Annotated in this window: 19 protein-coding genes and 1 riboswitch; of the genes, 11 read left to right on the forward strand and 8 right to left on the reverse strand. The window is 70.0% G+C overall.

All coding sequences use genetic code 11. From position 1 onward, the window contains the following. Nucleotides 1-75: 75 nt before the first annotated feature. From ABZ796_RS05130 to ABZ796_RS05145, 4 genes are read right to left on the reverse strand one after another with little or no spacing between them, the layout of a single operon-like run. Entirely contained in the window at nucleotides 76-1,686 is a 1,611-nt protein-coding gene (locus ABZ796_RS05130; protein WP_357335130.1) for a glycoside hydrolase family 13 protein, read from the reverse strand. 28 nt (nucleotides 1,687-1,714) lie between these two features. Beyond that, nucleotides 1,715-2,578 (reverse strand): ABC transporter permease subunit, encoded by an 864-nt coding sequence (locus ABZ796_RS05135; protein ID WP_357335132.1) that lies wholly within the window; start codon nucleotides 2,576-2,578, stop codon nucleotides 1,715-1,717. Then, a complete protein-coding gene (locus tag ABZ796_RS05140) occupies nucleotides 2,562-3,560 on the reverse strand; it encodes a sugar ABC transporter permease (RefSeq protein WP_357335133.1) in 999 nt (332 codons plus the stop codon). Before ABZ796_RS05140 ends, ABZ796_RS05135 begins: the two co-directional genes overlap by 17 nt. Before the next feature lie 33 nt (nucleotides 3,561-3,593). Next, complete coding sequence (locus ABZ796_RS05145) at nucleotides 3,594-4,862, reverse strand: extracellular solute-binding protein (protein WP_357335134.1); 1,269 nt, start codon at nucleotides 4,860-4,862, stop codon at nucleotides 3,594-3,596. A gap of 154 nt (nucleotides 4,863-5,016) precedes the next feature. Here ABZ796_RS05145 and ABZ796_RS05150 point away from each other — a divergent pair, with 154 nt between their 5' ends. Together ABZ796_RS05150 and ABZ796_RS05155 are read left to right on the forward strand one after the other, a co-directional pair. Further along, nucleotides 5,017-6,060: a LacI family DNA-binding transcriptional regulator gene (locus tag ABZ796_RS05150; RefSeq protein ID WP_357335136.1), complete on the forward strand. Its 1,044-nt coding sequence runs from the start codon at nucleotides 5,017-5,019 to the stop codon at nucleotides 6,058-6,060. A 41-nt stretch (nucleotides 6,061-6,101) separates the two neighbouring features. Next, a complete protein-coding gene (locus ABZ796_RS05155) occupies nucleotides 6,102-7,073 on the forward strand; it encodes a GNAT family N-acetyltransferase (RefSeq protein ID WP_357335137.1) in 972 nt (323 codons plus the stop codon). Here the strand turns inward: ABZ796_RS05155 and ABZ796_RS05160 are convergent. Then, nucleotides 7,070-7,756, reverse strand: a complete 687-nt coding sequence (locus tag ABZ796_RS05160; RefSeq protein WP_357335139.1) for a Pr6Pr family membrane protein — start codon at nucleotides 7,754-7,756, stop codon at nucleotides 7,070-7,072. The genes ABZ796_RS05155 and ABZ796_RS05160 overlap by 4 nt on opposite strands. 228 nt (nucleotides 7,757-7,984) lie before the next feature. Here ABZ796_RS05160 and ABZ796_RS05165 point away from each other — a divergent pair, with 228 nt between their 5' ends. The 3 genes from ABZ796_RS05165 (at nucleotide 7,985) to lhgO (ending at nucleotide 10,535) form a co-directional block, all read left to right on the forward strand. Then, nucleotides 7,985-8,884, forward strand: a complete 900-nt coding sequence (locus tag ABZ796_RS05165; RefSeq protein WP_357335140.1) for a patatin-like phospholipase family protein — start codon at nucleotides 7,985-7,987, stop codon at nucleotides 8,882-8,884. Nucleotides 8,885-9,006: 122 nt separating this feature from the next. Continuing rightward, nucleotides 9,007-9,354 (forward strand): YciI family protein, encoded by a 348-nt coding sequence (locus ABZ796_RS05170; protein WP_357335142.1) that lies wholly within the window; start codon nucleotides 9,007-9,009, stop codon nucleotides 9,352-9,354. Next, nucleotides 9,351-10,535: an L-2-hydroxyglutarate oxidase gene (lhgO, locus tag ABZ796_RS05175; protein ID WP_357335143.1), complete on the forward strand. Its 1,185-nt coding sequence runs from the start codon at nucleotides 9,351-9,353 to the stop codon at nucleotides 10,533-10,535. Before ABZ796_RS05170 ends, lhgO begins: the two co-directional genes overlap by 4 nt. Here lhgO and def read toward each other — a convergent pair. After that, entirely contained in the window at nucleotides 10,532-11,149 is a 618-nt protein-coding gene (gene def / locus ABZ796_RS05180; RefSeq protein WP_357335145.1) for a peptide deformylase, read from the reverse strand. The two genes, lhgO and def, sit on opposite strands and share 4 nt — an antisense overlap. Before the next feature lie 95 nt (nucleotides 11,150-11,244). Here def and ABZ796_RS05185 point away from each other — a divergent pair, with 95 nt between their 5' ends. The 4 genes from ABZ796_RS05185 (at nucleotide 11,245) to ABZ796_RS05200 (ending at nucleotide 15,495) form a co-directional block, all read left to right on the forward strand. Further along, nucleotides 11,245-12,624, forward strand: coding sequence for an acyl-CoA dehydrogenase family protein (locus ABZ796_RS05185; RefSeq protein WP_357335146.1), 1,380 nt, complete (start codon nucleotides 11,245-11,247; stop codon nucleotides 12,622-12,624). Next, complete coding sequence (locus ABZ796_RS05190; protein WP_160022764.1) at nucleotides 12,624-13,838, forward strand: acyl-CoA dehydrogenase family protein; 1,215 nt, start codon at nucleotides 12,624-12,626, stop codon at nucleotides 13,836-13,838. Before ABZ796_RS05185 ends, ABZ796_RS05190 begins: the two co-directional genes overlap by 1 nt. Nucleotides 13,839-13,960: 122 nt before the next feature. Beyond that, nucleotides 13,961-14,482: a nucleosidase gene (locus ABZ796_RS05195; RefSeq protein WP_357335148.1), complete on the forward strand. Its 522-nt coding sequence runs from the start codon at nucleotides 13,961-13,963 to the stop codon at nucleotides 14,480-14,482. 74 nt (nucleotides 14,483-14,556) lie between these two features. Further along, nucleotides 14,557-15,495 carry a patatin-like phospholipase family protein gene (locus tag ABZ796_RS05200; protein ID WP_357335149.1) on the forward strand — a complete coding sequence of 313 codons (939 nt, stop codon included), beginning with the start codon at nucleotides 14,557-14,559 and terminating at the stop codon, nucleotides 15,493-15,495. Nucleotide 15,496: 1 nt separating this feature from the next. Here ABZ796_RS05200 and galK read toward each other — a convergent pair whose 3' ends face one another. Then, the gene (gene galK / locus ABZ796_RS05205) at nucleotides 15,497-16,666 is read right to left on the reverse strand and encodes a galactokinase (protein ID WP_357335151.1); all 1,170 of its coding nucleotides are present in this window, start codon (nucleotides 16,664-16,666) and stop codon (nucleotides 15,497-15,499) included. Between the two features lie 35 nt (nucleotides 16,667-16,701). Further along, complete coding sequence (locus ABZ796_RS05210) at nucleotides 16,702-17,292, reverse strand: LysR family substrate-binding domain-containing protein (protein WP_357335152.1); 591 nt, start codon at nucleotides 17,290-17,292, stop codon at nucleotides 16,702-16,704. Between the two features lie 104 nt (nucleotides 17,293-17,396). Next, nucleotides 17,397-17,460, forward strand: a riboswitch (guanidine-III (ykkC-III) riboswitch). 11 nt (nucleotides 17,461-17,471) lie between these two features. Between ABZ796_RS05210 and ABZ796_RS05215 the strand changes: the two genes are divergently transcribed. After that, entirely contained in the window at nucleotides 17,472-17,786 is a 315-nt protein-coding gene (locus ABZ796_RS05215) for a multidrug efflux SMR transporter (RefSeq protein WP_357335154.1), read from the forward strand. Between the two features lie 125 nt (nucleotides 17,787-17,911). Beyond that, nucleotides 17,912-18,595 carry a helix-turn-helix domain-containing protein gene (locus tag ABZ796_RS05220; protein ID WP_357335156.1) on the forward strand — a complete coding sequence of 228 codons (684 nt, stop codon included), beginning with the start codon at nucleotides 17,912-17,914 and terminating at the stop codon, nucleotides 18,593-18,595. Nucleotides 18,596-18,605: the final 10 nt, after the last annotated feature.

Below are 18,605 nucleotides of genomic sequence, written 5' to 3' on the forward strand. Positions count from 1 at the left end.
TCACGTACGTCGGCCGAGCCGGCACGAATGTGCCAACTCGGCCCACGGGGGTGACGCCTCGGCGGGTGGTCTGGGCTAGAGCTGCCACCAGACGGTGGTGTCGCCGGGGAGGTCGGCGGAGCCGTCGGTGACGGGCACGGGGCCCGTGGAGGAGAGGAGTACGTCGCCGGGGGCGGCGATGCGTACGGGGTCCTTGGTGGTGTTGACGGTGCACGCGAAACCGGAGCGCTCGAACCACAGGACCCCGGCGGGGGCCTCGTCGTGCCACGTGACCGCGTCGCCGGCGCCGAGGCCGGAGACCTCGCGACGGATCTTCAGCGCCGAGCGGTAGAGCTCGAGGGTCGAGCCCTCGACACCCGTCTGAGCCTCGACGCTCAGCTCACCCCAGGACGACGGCTGCGGCAGCCAGGAGCCGCCGTCGCCGAAGCCGTAGGACGAACCGGTCCGCGTCCAGGGCAGCGGCACCCGGCAGCCGTCGCGGAAGCCGTCCTGGCCGTTGGCGCGGTGGAAGGACGGGTCCTGGCGGACCTCGTCGGGCAGGTCGGTGACGTCGGGGAGGCCGAGCTCCTCGCCCTGGTAGACGTACGCCGAGCCCGGGAGTGCGAGCATCAGCAGGGTTGCCGCCCGCGCCCGGCGCAGCCCCAGTGGGCGGTCCCCGGCCGTGCGGATCTGCGTCCCCGACCCCGGAGGGTTGGCGAACCGGGTGGCGTGCCGGGTGACGTCGTGGTTGGACAGCACCCAGGTCGCCGGAGCCCCGACCGGACGCATCGCGTCCAGGGAGCTGTCGATGACCTTCCGCAGCGCGGCGGCGTCCCAGGCGGTGTCGAGGTACTCGAAGTTGAAGGCCTGGTGCAGCTCGTCGGGGCGTACGTAGTTGGCCGACCGTGCCACCGTCGGGGTCCACGCCTCGGCGACGAAGATCCGGCCCGGGTAGTCCTCGAGTACCTTCCGCCACGACCGGTAGATCTCGTGGACGCCGTCCTGGTCGAAGAAGGGCATCACGTCGTTGCCGAGCAGGTGGAGCTGGTCCGCGTGGCCGATGGAGGGGAGGCCCTCGGCCTTGACCAAACCATGGGCGACGTCGATGCGGAAGCCGTCGATGCCGAGGTCGAGCCAGAATCGCAGGATGTCCAGGAACTCCGCGGCGACCTCGGGGGAGTTCCAGTTGAAGTCGGGCTGCTCGGGGGCGAAGAGGTGGAGATACCACTCGCCGTCGGGCACCCGGGTCCAGGCGGGACCGCCGAAGATCGAGTCCCAGTCGTTGGGCGGCTCCTCGCCGTTCTCGCCCAGACCGGGCAGGAAGTGGTAGCGCGAGCGCATCGGCGACCCGGGGCCCTCGGCCAGGGCCTGCTGGAACCACGCGTGCTGGTCGGAGGAGTGGTTGGGGACGATGTCGGCGATGACCTTGAGCCCCAGGTCGTGGGCAGCAGAGATCAGCGCGCGAGCGTCGTCCAGCGTCCCGTAGCGCGGGTCGACCGCGCGGTAGTCGGAGACGTCGTAGCCCCCGTCGGCCTGCGGCGAGGCGTAGAACGGGCTCAGCCAGACGGCATCGACCCCCAGCGAGCGGAGGTAGGGGAGTCGGGACCGAATCCCGGGAAGATCGCCGGTGCCGTCGCCGTCGCTGTCGGCGAAGCTGCGTGGGTAGACCTGGTAGATGACGGCGTCGCGCCACCAGTCGGTGCTCATGAGGCTGTTCATATTTCTGGGAAGCCTTTCAGCCCTTGACGCCGCCGGCGGTCAGGCCGGTGACGACGTGTCGTTGGACGAGATAGAAGAAGACGGTCACGGGGATGGCGATGAGGACCGCGGTGGCGGCCATCAGGTTCCACTGGGCGTCGTGCTCGCTGACGAAGCTCTGCAGCCCGACCGCGAAGGTGTACTTCGAGTCGTCGAGCAGGAACGTCGAGGCGAACGCGACCTCGGCGAAGGCGGTGATGAAGGCGTAGAACGCGGCCACCGCGAGCCCCGGGCGAGCCAGGGGCAGGATCAGTCGCCAGAACGTACCGAACGGGGTGAGGCCGTCGATCATGCCGGCCTCGTCGAGCTCGATCGGGATGGTGTCGAAGTAGCCCTTCAGCAGCCAGGAGCAGTAGGGGACGATCGTGGTGCAGTTGACCAGGATCAGGCCCAGGTGCGAGTCGACCAGGCGCAGCTGGGAGAAGATCTCGTACATCGGCACGATCAGCACCGCGATCGGGAACGCCTGCGTCAGCAGCAGGACCCACATCAGCGGCCGGTGGCCCGGGAACCGCATTCGCGAGACCGCATAGCCGGTCGTCGCCGCCGACATCACGCCGAACAGCGTCGTGCCCCCGGCGACCACCAGCGTCGACCACAGCCAGTTGAAGAAGGCGGTGTTGGTCAGCACGAACGAGTAGTTGTCCAACGTCGCCTTCGCGAAGATCCCGCCGGGGTGGAGGTAGTCGTCCTTGTCCGGTCCCAGGGACAGGTAGACGAGCCAGACGATGGGGAACAGCGCGATCAGCGAGGCCACCGTGAGGGTGAGGTGCGTGCTCACCTTCGCGACCGGGCCGAGTTCACCGCGGCGGCGCTGCTTGGTACTAGGCGAGCTGGTCATTGCGTTTCAACCACCGGTAGTAGAAGGACGTGAAGACGATCAGGATCGCGAGCAGGAGCACGCCGTACGCCGCCGACATGGCGAAGTCGCGAGGCTGCTGCCCGAAGCCGAGTCGATAGGCCCAGGTGACCAGGATCTGCGCGTCCGGCGCGGTGTTGCCGAAGAGCAGGAAGATGATCGCGAACTGGTTGAAGGTCCAGATCACACCGAGCAGGACGACGGTCGAGCTCACCGAGGACAGTCCCGGCAGGGTGACGTGGCGGAACCGCTGCCAGGCGCTGGCGCCGTCGATCTCGGCGGCCTCGTAGAGGTTCTCGTCGATCGACTGCAGCCCGCCGAGAAGGGAGAGCATCATGAACGGCACGCCGCACCAGGTGTTGACCATGATCGCGGCCGTACGCTGCCAGGTCGGGTCTTCGAGCCAGCTCGGCTCGGCGAGACCGATCGTGCCCAGCATCGTGTTGATGACGCCCGCGTCGGCGAGCATGATCCGCCAGGCGAAGACGGTGACGAACGTCGGCACCGCCCAGGGCAGGATCAGCAGCAGCCGGTACGCCACGCGCCCGCGCAGCCGCTGGTTGAGCAGCATCGCCAGGCCGAGGCCGATCGCGTAGTGCAGGACGACGCAGGTGACGGTCCAGACGATGGTCCACACGAAGTGGGACCAGAACCGGTCGTAGGCCGCCGGGCCCCACAGGATCTCGGCGTAGTTGTCCAGACCGACGAACTTGTACGTCGCGTCGATCGTGTTGACGCCGATGGTGCGCGCCGAGTTGAGGCTGTTGGCGTCGGTCAGGGTCAGGTAGAAGCCGCGCAGGAGCGGGTAACCGACCAGCACGCCGAGGACGATCACGACGGGCGCGACCATCGCATAGGCGTACCAGTAGCGGCGGTAGGAGTCGCGCACGCGCTGGACGGGGCGGGGCGCCCGCCGCCGAGACCGCGGGGTCTCGGCGGCGGGCGCTGGTGCTGTCAGAGTCATCGGCTCACTTAGACGGTGTCAGTTGAAACGGTGTCACTTGGAGAAGTCGGGCAGCAGGTCGGCGAAGGCCGTCTCCAGCGTGGCCAGGCCCTCGTCGAGGGTCTCGGCGCCGGAGGCGACCTTCGGCAGCTCCTGGTCCATCGGACCCCACAGCGAGGAGTACTCGGGCAGCTCAGGTCGCGGCTGGGCGGCCGGGAGCACGGTCTGGAAGCCGGCGATGCCGGGGTCGGCCTTGACCTCGTCGGTGTAGGCGTCGTCGCGGGTCGGGAGCGTGGAGTTCTTCAGCGCGATCTGGGCCTGGGTGCCGGCCGAGGTCATGAACTTCACGAACGCCGCCGAGGCCTCTTGGTGCGCCTCGTCCGAGCCGGCGTAGATCGACAGGTTGTGACCGCCGGTCGGGGCGCCGGCCTCGCCGGTCGAGCCGGCCGGGACGGTGGCGATGCCGAGGTTGTTCTTGTCCTGGAACGCCGAGCCCTTGTAGAAGTTCGTGATCTCCCAGGGGCCCTGGATGATCGCGGCGACCTTGCCGTTGACGAAGGCGTCCTGGATGTGGGCGTACGCGTCGGCGGTGGTGTCCGCCTTGTGCAGGCCCGCGCCGTCGAAGAGACCCTGCCAGGTGGTCAGGCCCTTCTTGGCCTCCGGGGAGGTGATGGTGATCTTCTTGGCCTCCGCGTCGACGGTGTCGGTGCCCTCGCCGTAGAGGAACGGCTGCGCGTAGTAGGCCGAGGTGGAGCCCCAGTAGCCGTCGACACCCGTCTTGGACTTGATCGTCGCGGCGTCCTTCTTGAGGTCGTCCCAGGTGGCGGGGGCCTCGGTGATCCCGGCCTTCTCGAAGAGCGCCTTGTTGTAGACCAGCGCGAGGGTGTCGGTGACGAACGGGACGCCGTAGGTCTTGCCGTCGAACTCGGCCTGCTTGATCAGGTTGGGCTGGAAGGCGTCCTTCTCCTCGAGCGCCTCGGTCTCGTCGAGGGGAGCGAGATAGCCCTTCTGCGCGAACGCAGGGGTCCAGCCGACCTCGGCGCGCAGCACGTCGGGAGCCCCGCTGGCGCCGGCGGCGGTGTCGAACTTGTTCTGTGCCTGGTCGAAGGGCACGTTGACGTACTTGACCTTGATGTCCGGGTTGGCCTTCTCGAAGTCCTTGACGAGGGCCTGGTACGTCGGCGCCTCGTTGGTCGCGTTCGAGGTGTCCCACCAGGTGATGGTGACCGGGCCGTCGCTGCTGTCGCCGCTGCTACCGCCACATGCCGTTGCCGCGAGGGCGAGCGATGCCGCCACTGCGGTGGCCACGATGCCACGTCGCATGAGTTCTCCTTCGATATGGGGCCGGGCGAGGAAGCCGCCCGGTGGTGTGACGAAGGTAACCCCGCGTCGGGGAGAATGTAAGAGCCTTTCAGCAAAAGTTGCAAACTTGCAGAAAGTTCTTGCAGGCCGTGTGGGGAGGGGGCATGATGTGACCGTGCCCATAACACCAGCCTCCGCCCGCCTTGCTGATATCGCGGCCCATGCGGGCGTGAGCGAGGCGACGGTCAGTCGCGTCCTCAACGGCAAGCCCGGGGTCGCCGCGGCCACGCGGGAAGCGGTGCTGGCGGCGATCGACGTCCACGGGTACGAGCGCCCGGTGAAGCTGCGCCAGCGCAGCGAGGGGCTGGTCGGCCTGATCACACCCGAGCTCGACAACCCGATCTTCCCCGCGCTCGCGCAGGTCATCGCGCAGGGACTGACCCGGCAGGGCTACACCCCGGTGCTCGCCACGCAGACCCCCGGCGGCTCGACCGAGGACGAGCTCACCGAGATGCTCGTGGACCGCGGCGTCACCGGGATCATCTTCGTCTCCGGTCTGCACGCGGACACCACCGCCGACATGACACGCTACGAGAAGCTGCGCGCCCAAGGCGTGCCGTACGTCCTCCTCGACGGCTTCACCCCCGACATCAAGGCGCCGTTCATCTCGCCCGACGACCGCGAGGCGATGCAGCTGGCGGTCACCCACCTCGCCACGCTCGGCCACACCAAGATCGGCCTCGCCGTCGGCCCGCGCCGCTTCGTCCCCGTCCAGCGCAAGATCGAGGGCTTCGTCGCGACCATGTCCGACCGCTTCGGCCTCAGCGCCGAGGAGGTCGAGAAGGGCCACATCCGCGACTCGCTGTTCACCCTCGAGGGCGGCCAGGCCGCGGCCTCCGAGCTCCTCGACGACGGCTTCACCGCGATCGTGTGCGCGAGCGACATGATGGCGCTGGGCGCCATCCGCGCCGCCCGCTCGCGCGGCCTGCGCGTTCCCGAGGACGTCTCCGTGGTCGGCTACGACGACTCCCAGCTCATCGCCTTCACCGACCCGCCGCTGACCACCGTCCGCAAGCCCGTCCAGGCGATGGGCCAGGCCGCGGTCCGGGCGATCCTCGACGAGATCGCCGGCACCGGCACGCCTCACTCGGAGTTCGTCTTCCACCCCGAGCTGGTCGTCCGCGGCTCCACCGCGTCCGGCCCGCGCGTCAACCCCTGACCGCCCGAGGAGAGCCGGGGTACGGCTGGCAGGATGGGCGCGTGACGATTGTGGCTGCTGCTGATGGTTCGGCGCTCGGGAACCCGGGGCCCGCGGGGTGGGGTTGGTATGTGGACGAGTCCGCCTGGGCCTGCGGCGGGTGGCCGCACGGGACCAACAACCAGGGCGAGCTGACCGCGGTCCTGGACCTGCTGCGCCAGACGGCGCACACCGGCGAGCCGCTGCTGGTCTACTGCGACTCCAAGTACGTCATCAACTCGGTCACCAAGTGGATGGCCGGCTGGAAGCGCAAGGGCTGGAAGAAGGCCGACGGCAAGCCCGTCCTGAACGTCGAGATCATGAAGGATCTCGACGCCGCGATGCAGGGCCGCGACGTCCGGTTCGAGTGGATCAAGGGCCACTCCGGGCACCCGCTCAACGAGGCCGCCGACAAGCTCGCGAACGGCGCCGCCCTGGCCTACCAGCAGGGTCGTACGCCGGACCCCGGTCCGGGGTACGCGGGGGCCGTCGAGGCGCCCGCCGTCGCCCCGCAGCTCGCGCGACCCGAGCCCGAGCCGGACGACCTGCTCGGCCTGCTGAGCGCGGAGCCGGCCGCGAGCGAGAAGGGCCCGGCGTACTCCTTCTCGGCCGACCAGAGCCGGATCGACGCCGACTGGGTGCACCGGATGCTCGCGCAGTCCTACTGGGCCGGCGACCGGACGCGGGAGGTGCAGGACGCGGCCAACAAGGCCTCGCGCTGCTACGGCGTCTACGACACGGCCGGGAACCAGGTCGCCTTCGCCCGCGTGGTCAGCGACCTCGCCACCTTCGCCTGGCTGTGCGACGTGATCGTCGACCCGGGCGTACGCGGCCAAGGAACCGGCAAGCTGCTGATCGAGGGCGTCGTCGCCGACCTTGAGCCCTACCGCATCAGCCGGACCCTGCTCGCCACCGAGGACGCCCACGAGCTCTACGCGAAGTACGGCTGGGAGCCGCTGCCCGCACCCGAGCGCTGGATGATCCGCACCCGCTAGGGTGCGACCTCCGTGGTGGAGGGTTCGACCGGGGCGATGTCGCGGCGGCGGCCGACGCTGACGACTCCCCACGCGACCAGGGTGAAGGCCGCGGCGATGCCGGCGACGTAGAACGCGACGACCAGAAAGCCGTCCTGGACGTGCGGGTTCAGGAACGGGTAGGGATACCACCAGCCCTCCCCGGTCAGCGGGGAGACGGCGTGCTCGCCGCGCAACAGGGTGTAGACCACCCACAGGATCGGCCACGAGATGACCACGGCGACCGTACGCCACGGCAGGCGGCGCGGGGGAGCGAAGAACAGGTCGACGATCAAGAAGATCGGACCGATCAGATGCAGCACCTCGTTCGCCCACGGCGTCGTGGCGAGCGCGATCCCCCGCAGCAGCAGGTTGTAGACGAGGCCGGTGATGGTCATGAACGTCGTGGCCGCGGCGAGCAGCACCGCGATCCAGACCGGCTCCGGACCTTTCCGGGTCAGGGCCCAGCCCGCGCCGGCCACGAGCGCGGCCAGGGCGAAGAGGTTCGACTCGATGGTGAAGTAGCTGAAGAAGTTCACCAGGACCGTCGCGGTGCTGGAGCCCTCGGCGGGCACCGTACGCATGGCGTTGCGGAACTCGGTCAGGATGGCCGCGAGGATGAGCGCGGCCATGGCCAGGCGCAGGATGGACCAGGTCTTCGTCACGGACTCACGGCAAGGCCGAGACGGGTCGATCGGCGTCGTAATCGGGATGAGCCGCGTCGTGTCCTCGTGCTAGCTTCGTCCCGATCGTGATCCGAGGGCAGGAGGTGAGACCCGTGTACGCAACGTCATCAGCGGGTGCTCCCCGCCCTCCACGATCGCGCGGCTGAGCCCGACCCCCAGGCCGAGCCACCGGGAGCGCCTGCGGAAACCTTCCGAAAGGCGACTCCCATGAACACGACTTCACGAATCCCCACCGGCCGCGAGCGCGCACTGGTCCTCGGCGGCGGCGGATCGGCCGGCAACGCCTGGCTGATCGGCCTCGTCGCCGGCCTGTACGAAGGCGGGCTGGACGTGACCGGGGCCGATCTGGTCATCGGCACCTCAGCCGGCGCGACGGCCGCGGCTCAGCTCGGCGGCGCGAGCCCGGCCGACCTGCTGGTCGCCATCCTCTCGGCGCCGACACCCCAGCCCTCGGTGAGCCAGCGCGGTTTCAGCCCCATCAGCTCGACCCACCTCGAACGGACCAACGCCATCATCGCGGCCTCGGCGGACCTGGCCGACATGCGGCGCCGGGTCGGAGTGGACGCGATCGAGCTCGCCGCCGAGTCGGGCCCGGCCGGCCAGGAGCGGTGGCGGAGGACCGTCGCCGCGCGGCTGCCGAGCCCGCACTGGCCGGAGCGTGCGGTCCTCCTCACCGCGGTCTACGCCGACACCGGCGAACCCGTCGAGCTCGACCGCGACAGCGGCGTCGACCTGGTCGACGCGGTCGCCGCCAGCTGCGCGGGCGGCCCGGCGTACGCGATCGGTGCTCGCCATTACATCGACGGCGGCTACCGGCGCTCGAGCGAGAACGCCGACCTGGCCGCTGGGTACGAACGGGTGCTCGTGCTCTCGCCGCTGGGCGGCCGGACCCGGCACCCGGCCGGATGGCGCAGCGACCTCGCCGCTCAGGTCAAGGAGCTGCGTGCGAGCGGGAGCACTGTCGAGACCGTTCTCCCCGACGAAGCCTCGCTGGAGGCGTTCGGCGACAACATGATGAACCCCTCGACCCGGCCGCCCGCGGCCCTGGCGGGCCATCGCCAGGGCCTACGCCTTGCTGGGGAGATCGCTGGGTTCTGGACCCGATGAGGGCCGCCGCGGCGTACGTTTCCTGTCACCGGAAACCGACGAGGGCGGTCGAAACCGGCCGGACCCGTTCGTGGAGCGAGTGGAGGTGGCGATGAGCGCTGCCCGAAATCAGGAGGTTGCAGATGAGCAGGTATCTGATCTCGTTCCGCGACGAGGCGATGGACTACCGCGAGGAGGACGTGGCGGACATCGCCGCGGCCGCCGCCGAGATGACCCGTGAGGCCATCGACGCCGGCGCGTTCGTCTTCGGCGGCGGGATCAAGGGCGGTCACGAGGACGCCTGGACGGTCGACGAGGCCGGCGTGGTCACCGACGGCCCCTACCCGGAGAGCAAGGAGCACCTCGGCGGCTTCATCGTCGTCGACGTCGACACCCTCGACGAGGCCCTGATGTGGGCGCGGAAGTGCGCCGCGGCGTGCCGCGCCACCATGCAGGTGCGTGAGCTCCTCCCCGGGGCCGAGTCGCGTTGACCACGACCGGAGTCGTCGGCGGCGGGATCCTCGGACTGGCGGTGGCGCGGGAGATCCTGCGCCGCCGTCGTGCCGAGACGATGATCGTCTTCGAGAAGGAGAGCAGGCTCGGCGCTCATCAGACCGGCCACAACTCCGGTGTGGTCCACGCCGGCATCTACTACCGGCCGGGCAGCCTCAAGGCCCGGCTCTGCACGCGCGGCCGCGATCTGCTCAAGGACTTCGCGGCCGAGCACCGGATCCCCTTCGAGGAGTGCGGCAAGCTCGTCGTCGCCGTGGCGGAGTCCGAGCTGGGCCGTTTCGACGCGCTGGAGAAGACGGCCACCGACAACGGTGTCCCGGGGCTGCGACGGGTCGGCCCCGAGGAGATGAAGGAGATCGAGCCGTACGCTGCCGGATTGGCCGCGCTGCACTCGCCGCGGACGGCGATCACCGACTACGTCGCCGTGACCGAGGCGTTCGGCCGCAGCGTCACCGAGGCAGGGGGAGAGGTACGCCTCGGCCAGGAGGTCACCGGCATACATCGAGTCCCCGGCGGGATCGAGGTGGAGACGCTCGCCGGCCGGACCCGGGTCGACCACCTGGTCGTCTGCGGTGGCCTGGAGTCCGACCGGCTCGGTGAGCTGACCGGCGGCCCGAAGGCGCCCCGGATCGTCCCGTTCCGTGGTGAGTACATGCAGGTCAGCGAGGCGAAGCAGGATCTCGTCCGGGGCATGGTCTATCCGGTTCCCGACCCGCGCTACCCGTTCCTCGGCGTGCACTTCACCCGCCGGGTGAGCGGTGGTCTCGAGGTCGGGCCGAACGCCTTCCTGGCGCTCAGTCGCCGCCGCTACGGCCGGACGTCGCTGACGCCGCGTGACCTCGTCGACACGCTCGCCTGGCCAGGTTTCTGGCGGTTCGCCGCCGAGCACTGGCGCACCGGCTTCACCGAGCTGCGCGGCGTACTGTCCAAGGAGGCGTACATGCGTGAGGCCCAACGCTACGTGCCCGAGATCGGCGCGAAGGACGTCGCCCGCGCGGGTCTCGGGTTGCGGGCCCAAGCCGTCGAGCGAGACGGGTCGCTGGTCGACGACTTCGTCATCCACCATGCCGACGGAATCACCTCGGTGCGCAACGCGCCGAGCCCGGCGGCGACCTCGAGCCTGGCCATCGCCGAGTACGTCGTCGACCGGATGGGCTAGTCGACCGGGTCGCCTCCGGCGGGCCACTCGGCCGGGTAGTCCTTGGCCAGGCGGTCGTGCTCCTTGGTGAGCTTCTTGCGGGCCTTGGCAGAGATGCGGTCGCCGAAGACGGTGCCGTTGGTGTGGTCGGTCTCGTGCTGCAGGCAGCGGGCCAGCAGGCCGTTCCCCTCGAAGTGGACGGGCTCCCCGTCGAGGCCGAGACCGTCGACCGCGGCCCAGTCGGGGCGGGCGCAGTCCACGAAGGCGCCGGGGAAGGAGAGGCAGCCCTCCAGATCGACGTCGAGGTGGCGATCCTCGCCCTCGGGCAGGGTCAGGACCGGGTTGCAGACGATGCCGACGGTGCGCTGCCCGGTGGCGTCGGGGCAGTCGAAGACGAAGATGGCGACGTCCTCGCCGATCTGGTCGGCGGCCAGGCCCACGCCCTCGGCGGCGTACATCGTCGCGACCATGTCGGCGGCCAGCTCGGCCAGCGCGTCGTCGAAGACCTCGACCTGCTTCTTCGGCCGGTGCATGATCGGCGTGCCCCAGCGCGTCATCGGCCGCACCTTCCCGCCCTCGGGCAAGGCGCCGTGCGGCGCGAGGGGGGCAGCGGATTCGAGCGAGGAGTCGGCCATGCGCCAACCCTATAAAGAAGCTGTACGTCGTTTGTTACCGCCATCACCACCCTCCGCTGTAGACCGCGTTGTAACTCCCAGTTACAGTTCTATTCATGAGTATCCTCCAAGGCCTACGTGGCGGGATCGCGAACGGCGTCCCGTCCGGCGAGTCGCGCGATCCGATCGGGTTCGCCGTGGCCGGTCTGCGCAAGCTCTCGCAGAGCCCTGCGCTCGACCGGCTCGGTGTCCGCAAGCAGACCGAGCAGGTCGTCTTCACGGTGACCCGCGGCGGGTTCAAGACGATGGCGGCGACCAGTCGTGCGTTCAAGAAGAAGGGCAAGCGGGGTGCCCCGGGCGTACGCGTGCCCAACGCCATCCCGAAGGGTGTCTTCGACCTGACCCCGTCCGAGGACGAGCAGATGCTCGTCGACGTGGTCACCGAGTTCGCCGCGGAGGTCGTACGTCCGGCGGCGGCCGAGGCCGACGAGGCCTGCGCCGCCCCCGATGAGCTGCTCAAGTCGAGCCTGGAGATCGGGCTGCCGATCCTGGGTGTCCCCGAGGCGCTCGGTGGCATCTCCGAGACCCGCTCCGCGGTCGCCGGCACGCTGGTCGCCGAGGCGCTCGCCAAGGGTGACCTCGGCCTTGCCGTCGCCGCCCTCGCGCCCGGCTCGGTCGCGACCGCGCTGGGCCTGTGGGGCACCGACGAGCAGCAGCAGACCTACCTGCCGGCGTTCACCGACGGCCAGGGAAGCGCGCCCAGCGTGCCGGCCGCCGCGTTCGCGCTCAACGAGGACAAGGTTCTCTTCGACGTGCTCTCCCCGTCGACCACGGCCACGAAGACCGCCGACGGCTACGCCATCAACGGTGCCAAGTCGCTGGTCGCCCGCGGTGCCGAGGCCGAGCTCTTCGTGGTCGGCGCCGCCCTCGAGGGCAAGCCGGTCCTGTTCCTCATCGAGTCCTCGACCGACGGTCTGAGCATCGAGTCCGAGCCCGCGATGGGCGTCCGCGCCGCCTCGCTGACCAAGCTCACCCTGAGTGACGTGAAGGTCCCCGCGACCGCCGTCCTGGGCGAGACCGACGGCTCGACCTACACCGAGGCAGTACGCCTCTCCCGCCTCGCCTGGTGCGCGCTGTCCATCGGCGTCGGCCAGGCCGTCCTCGACTACGTGACGCCCTACGTCAAGGAGCGCGAGGCCTTCGGTGAGCCGATCGCCCACCGTCAGTCGGTGGCGTTCATGGTCGCCAACATCGCGATCGAGCTGCAGGCGATGCGCCTGGTGACCTACAAGGCCGCCAGCCGCGTGGCCCAGGGCATCGACGCGACCCGCGAGATCGCGCTGGCTCGCAAGCTGTGTGCCGACAAGGGCATGCAGATCGGCCTCGACGGCGTCCAGCTGCTCGGTGGTCACGGCTTCGTCAAGGAGCACCCGGTGGAGCGGTGGTACCGCGACCTGCGTGCGATCGGGATCATGGAAGGCACGGTGCTGGTCTGATGGCCATCAATCTGGAAGACCCCAAGAAGCTCAAGCCGCTGCGCGAGCAGGTCCACCAGGTCGCGATGAACATGCTGCGACCGATCTCGCGCAAGTACGACAAGGCCGAGCACGAGTACCCCACCGAGCTCGACATGCTCGCCGCCATGGCCGACGGCCTGGCCGAGTCCGGTCAGGGTGAGGGCGCGGGCGCCACCGGCGTACGCCGTGACTCCAAGCCCGACGACGGCAAGGTCAAGAACGGCGCCAACATGTCCTCGGTCCTCTCCGTCTCGGAGATGTGCTGGGGCGACGTCGGGCTCACGCTGGCCATGCCGCGCCAGGGCCTGGGCAACTCGGCCATCGCGTCGGTGGCCAACGACGAGCAGCACGAGCGCTTCGACGGCATCTGGGCCTCGATGGCGATCACCGAGCCCGGCACCGGCTCCGACTCGGCCAACATCAAGACCACCGCGACGCTCGACGGTGACCACTACGTGCTCAACGGCGAGAAGATCTTCGTCACCTCTGGTGACCGCTCCGACGCGGTCGTGGTGTGGGCGACCCTCGACAAGGAGCTCGGCAAGGCCGCGATCAAGTCGTTCGTGGTCGAGAAGGGCACGCCCGGGATGAAGGTCGAGCGCCTGGAGCACAAGCTCGGTATCAAGGCCTCGGACACGGCCACGATCACCTTCACCGACTGCCGGGTGCCCGCGGAGAACCTCCTCGGCAGCCCCGAGATCAATGTCAAGGAGGGCTTCGCCGGCGCGATGGCCACCTTCGACAACACCCGTCCTCTGGTGGCTTCGATGGCGGTCGGCTGCGCCCGGGCGGCGCTCGACTACACCCGCGACCTGCTCGAGAAGGCCGGCGTCGAGATCGACTACGACCGGCCGGCCCACCTGCAGTCGGCGGCCGCGGCGAAGTTCATCCAGCTCGAGTCCGACTACGAGGGCGCCTATCTCCTCATGCTCCAGGCCGCCTGGATGGCCGACAACCGTCAGCCCAACTCCAAGGAGGCCTCGATGGCCAAGGCCAAGGCCGGCCGGATGGGCTCGGACGTGACGCTGTCCTGCGTCGAGCTGGCCGGCACCATCGGCTACTCCGAGGGTGAGCTGCTGGAGAAGTGGGCCCGCGACTCGAAGATCCTCGACATCTTCGAGGGCACCCAGCAGATCCAGCAGCTGATCGTCGCCCGCCGGGTCCTGGGGCTCTCCTCGGCAGAGCTCAAGTAGAACCCCGGGCCGAGTCGGCCTATCCTGACCGGAATCCATGCCGAGTCGGCGTGTTAAAACGCGCCGACTCGGCGTCTGGTTCTCGGGTGCCGATAGGGTCACCGGCCGTGAGCGTTCTCGTGGTGTCTGCGACCAGGGCCGAGGCGGCCCATGTTCCTTCCGGTCTCAAGGTGGTGATCACCGGGATGGGGAAGGTGGCGTCCGCCTCGGCCGTCTCGCGGGTGCTGGCGGCGGACAAGACCATCCGGCAGGTCGTCAACATCGGCTCCTGCGGTGCGCTGCGCGACGGCCACACCGGGGTGTACGAGGTCGGGACCGTGCTCAACCACGACTTCTCGAGCGCGGCCATCCGGGCGCTGGGTCACCAGGTCGAAGACGCGCTGGAGGTCGGGGAGTCGGACATCGTGTGCGCCACCGGCGACCTCTTCGTCACTGACACGGTCGTCCGCGCCGAGCTCGCCCGGCGCGCCCACCTGGTCGACATGGAGGCCTTCGCCGTCGCCTGGGCCTCCCGGGAAGCCGGCGTCCCGGCGCGGATCGTCAAGCACGTCTCCGACAACGCCGACGAGAGCGCCCTCGAGTGGACCGCCGTCGTCGACCGGTCCGCGCGCGATCTGGGGGCCTGGCTCGCCGCGAACGTGTGACGTGCGCCCCTGTCCGGGCGTGACGTCGTGACCCGATGCCGGGTCCTACTCATCGGTAGCAACACAATGCAGGTGTGGACGCATCGCAATCGGGAGTGGCCGAGCTGCTCCGGTCCCGTCTCGGCGGGCGCAGTGGTAACAGCGGGAACAGAGATGACGGGGCGACCCTGGCCCTCGTGATCGAGGGTGGCGGGATGCGCGGGATGCTGTCGGCGACGATGGCCGCGGTGCTCGCCGACCGGGGCCTCGTGGACGCGGTCGACCTGGTCGTCGGCACCTCTGCCGGTGCCGCCAACGCGACCGCGGTGGCGGCCGGGACGATCGGCGCCTTCAGCGAGTCGTACGCCTCGGTGTTCGCCTCGCCCGAGTACATCGGCGCCGGGCGGATGCTGCGACGCAAGTCGATGGTGGACACGCGCGGGATCACCGCACGTTCGGCGGAGCTGTTCGAGTGGTCGCTCGCGCTGCGCGAAGGGGCGCCGAGGCTGGCGGCGGTGGCCACCGACGTGGTCACCGCGAAGGCTGTCCCGCTCACTGACTTCACCGACGCCACCGACCTCGCCGACTCGGTGATCGCCTCGAGCCAGCTGCCTCTGGCCGGCGGCCTCCCGGTGACCGTACGCGGTCGCCGCTGGCTCGACGGCGGGCTGGTCGAGGCGGTGCCGGTCGCCTCGGCGGCGGCGCTCGGGGCGACGCACGCGATCGTGCTGGTGACCCGCCCGTTCGGGACGGCGCCTGCCTATGGCCCGGCGGACCGGGTCATCGAGCGCTACCTGCGCCGGGTCAACCCCGAGCTCGGCGATCTTTACCGGGGCCGACCGGAGCGCTACCGCAGCACGGTCGCCGAGATGAGGGCCGGCGGCTACGCCGGCGTGCGCACGCTGACGTTCGCGCCCGCCGTGGACGACCCGATCCCGGGGCGCACCGAGACCGACATCCACCTGCTGCGGGTGGCCCGCGAGGCGGCGACCGCCACCGCGACCCGCATGCTCGAGGCGGCGGGTCTGGCCTGAGTCACCGGGCGGGGCGGGATGCCTCGGTGAACATCGCACCCGCCGACGGGCTGGCGATCAGGTGCCCGGGGGCGCCGTAGCCGGCCTCGGCGAGGGCCTTGTCGATGCCCGTGCTGACCGACTCGACGGCGGCGGCGGGCAGGATCGAGACGATCGAGCCCCCGAAGCCGCCACCGGTCATGCGGGCGCCGTCGGCACCGGCGTCGACCGCGGTCGCGACGGCCAGGTCGAGCTCGGGGACGGAGATCTCGAAGTCGTCGCGCATCGAGGCGTGCGAGGCGGCGAAGAGCTCGCCGATCGCCGCCCAGTCACCGCCGCCCAGCGCGGTCACGGTCGGCTCGACGCGAGCGATCTCGGTGACGATGTGGCGCGCCCGGCGGCGTACGACCTCGTCGCCGAGCGACTCGACCTGGTCCGCGGTGGCCCGGCGCAGCGAGCGCAGCCCGAGGTCGGCGGCGGCCTTCTCGCACTGGGCGCGCCGCGAGGCGTAGCCGCCATCGGTCAGCTGGTGCTTGACCCGGGTGTCGGTGACCAGGATCGTGCGCTCACCCAGCGCCAGCGGCACGTTGCGGTGCTCGCCGGAGTCGAAGTCGATCAGCAACGCGCCACCGGCCTCGGCGAAGACGGCGACCGACTGGTCCATCCCGCCGGTCGGCGCGTTGGCGACCTCGGTCTCGGCACGGATCCCGGCCGCGACGACCGCCCGCTGCAGGTCCGCGTCGAGAGCCCGGCCGGCGATGCCGAGGGCCGCCACCGCGGTGGCACACTCGACCGACGCCGAGGAGGACAGCCCGGCACCGAGCGGGACCGACGACTCCAGGTGCATGTCCACGCCACCGCTCACGAGGCCGGCCTCCCGCAGCGTCCAGAGCACCCCGGCGACGTACGCGGCCCACCCCTCGATCTGTGGCCCGAGCTCGTCGACGTGGCCGATGAACGGCTCCGGCTCCTGGGCCGAGGCGATCCGGATCACGCCGTCGGTGCGCGGCGCGGCCGCTGCGTAGGTGGCGTGGGGGAGTGCGACCGGCAGCACCAGCCCGGCGTTGTAGTCGGTGTGCTCGCCGATCAGGTTGACCCGTCCCGGCGCCCTCCCGACCACCGTGGCCTCGGCGCCGAAGGTGGTGCGCAGCGCCTCGACGGCGCGGGCGGTGAGATCGGTCGGTTCGAGCATGGTGCAAAGTCTGCCCGGTCGCTCCGCGGTAGGGCTCATCCGGGTGTGTCTCTGCCTCGAGAGGAGTTCCGCGAGCGGCCGCGGACGATGCCGATGAAGGTCTGCACCCGCTCGTCGTCGTTGTCGATCAGCCAGGCCAGGCCGACGGTGGAGGGCTCGATGCCGGTCACCGGCCGGAAGACGGCGTCCTTGCGGTGATAGAGCCGGGCGATCGACATCGGCAGGATCGCGATCCCGGTGCCGGCCGCGACCGTCTCGACGGCGTCCTTCTCGCTCATCGCCGGCCACGACAACTGCTCGGCGCTCGGCGTCCAGCCCCCGCGCTCGGGGATGACCAGCTGCTCCTCGGCCAGCTCGTCGAGGGTGACCTCCTCGAGCAGGGAGAGCAGGTGCTCGTGGCCCATCACCGCGACCGGCTGCTCCTCGTAGAGCGGGATGCAGTGGAGGCCGTCGCGGTTCACGGGGAGGCGTACGAGGCACATGTCGAGATCGCCCTCGCGAAGCAGCCGCTCCTGGTCGTCCTCGGTGACCGGGACCAGCTCGAGCCGCTCGCGGCTGCGGTCTCGCCAGGTCCGGGCCCACTTGTCAGGGGTGGCTCCGGTGACGAAGCCGACGGTGAAGGTCACCTGCGCATCCTCCCATCATTCGGCGCTGAATCCCGCGCTGAAGAACATGGCGTTCCATGTTGCCGAGAAGTTTCTATCGTGTGACAGGTTTGCTAACGTGGACGACGTCAGCCGAGACCGGCTGCCGGACGAGGGAGCCGTACCCGGAAGCGCGACAAGACGGCCGTCTGGAGTGGGTCATGTCCTGGCTTTTTCTTGTTGTATCAGGTGTCCTCGAGGCCGTGTGGGCGCTCGCGCTCGGCCGTACCGAGGGGTTCTCGCGGCTGGTTCCCTCGATCGTCTTCGGTGTTGCGCTGATCGGCAGCCTGGTGGGTCTGGCGATGGCCATGCGCACCCTGCCGATCGGCACCGCCTACGCGGTCTGGGTCGGGATCGGCGCCGCGCTCACCGTCGGCTACTCGATGATGGCGGGAGACGAGGCGATCAGCCCCGTACGCGTCGTGCTGATCGTCGCGCTCGTCGGCTGTGTCGTCGGGCTCAAGCTCACGCACTGAGGCCGAGGCGCCGGACAAACCTGCGTCGGCGGACACGTCCGCTGACGCTTGACTCTTTCGATATGAATGCGAAACTTGCTCTCTCCGATGTTATCTATCGCATGACAGAAAAAGGCGATGCCACGGTGTCACAGATCTCGCCGCGCCCGGGTCGCGGCCGTCCACGGCTGCTCCCCGGAAAGATCGCGGCGAACCCCCGAGATCAGATCCTCGCTGCCGCCGCCGAGCTCTTCGTGAGCCGCGGGTACGCCGGCACCACCACCCGCGAGATCGCGGATGGCGCCGGGCTGAGGCAGGCCTCCATCTACTACCACTTCGGCAGCAAGGAGGAGATCCTCGCGGTGCTGCTCGAGCGCTCGGTCCAGGACCGGGTCGAGCAGGCCGGGAAGATCGAGGCCGAGATGGGGTCGGTCACGCCCGACGTGGGCCTCTACGCCCTCGCCATCAGCGACATGAGCGCGCTGGTCGCCATGCCGTACAACATCGGCATGCTCTACCGCCTGCCAGACGTCATCGCCTCACCCGTCTACGACCGCTACGGCCATCTCCGCGGTGACCTCGTCGCCGGCTACGGCCGGGTCGCGCAGCGCGCCGCGGGGGAGCGGGTCTCGGCCAGCAGCGCCGAGCCCGGGCTCGGCGAGCTCGTCGTGCAGATGGTCGAGAGCGTGGTCAGCCTCCGCCGCGAGGACCGGGTCGGCAGCACCACCGTCGCCACGATCGCGTCGGCCTGCCTGCGACTGTGCGGGGTCGCCGAGGACGCGATCGAGCAGGCGCGCGAGGCGGCACTCACCGCGCTCGCACGAGCCTGACCCTCACCCG

The sequence above is a fragment of the Nocardioides sp. NPDC047086 genome, assembly GCF_040643685.1.
Taxonomy (GTDB): Bacteria; Actinomycetota; Actinomycetes; order Propionibacteriales; family Nocardioidaceae; genus Nocardioides.

Coding starts and splice junctions, on each gene's coding strand:
- ABZ796_RS05215 (WP_357335154.1), top strand. CDS start 17,472: ATGTCCTGGCTTTTTCTTGTTGTATCAGGTGTCCTCGAGGCCGTGTGG.
- galK (WP_357335151.1), bottom strand. CDS start 16,666: ATGCTCGAACCGACCGATCTCACCGCCCGCGCCGTCGAGGCGCTGCGC.
- ABZ796_RS05165 (WP_357335140.1), top strand. CDS start 7,985: ATGAACACGACTTCACGAATCCCCACCGGCCGCGAGCGCGCACTGGTC.
- ABZ796_RS05170 (WP_357335142.1), top strand. CDS start 9,007: ATGAGCAGGTATCTGATCTCGTTCCGCGACGAGGCGATGGACTACCGC.
- ABZ796_RS05130 (WP_357335130.1), bottom strand. CDS start 1,686: ATGAGCACCGACTGGTGGCGCGACGCCGTCATCTACCAGGTCTACCCA.
- ABZ796_RS05145 (WP_357335134.1), bottom strand. CDS start 4,862: ATGCGACGTGGCATCGTGGCCACCGCAGTGGCGGCATCGCTCGCCCTC.
- ABZ796_RS05185 (WP_357335146.1), top strand. CDS start 11,245: ATGAGTATCCTCCAAGGCCTACGTGGCGGGATCGCGAACGGCGTCCCG.
- ABZ796_RS05140 (WP_357335133.1), bottom strand. CDS start 3,560: ATGACTCTGACAGCACCAGCGCCCGCCGCCGAGACCCCGCGGTCTCGG.
- def (WP_357335145.1), bottom strand. CDS start 11,149: ATGGCCGACTCCTCGCTCGAATCCGCTGCCCCCCTCGCGCCGCACGGC.
- ABZ796_RS05135 (WP_357335132.1), bottom strand. CDS start 2,578: ATGACCAGCTCGCCTAGTACCAAGCAGCGCCGCCGCGGTGAACTCGGC.
- ABZ796_RS05190 (WP_160022764.1), top strand. CDS start 12,624: ATGGCCATCAATCTGGAAGACCCCAAGAAGCTCAAGCCGCTGCGCGAG.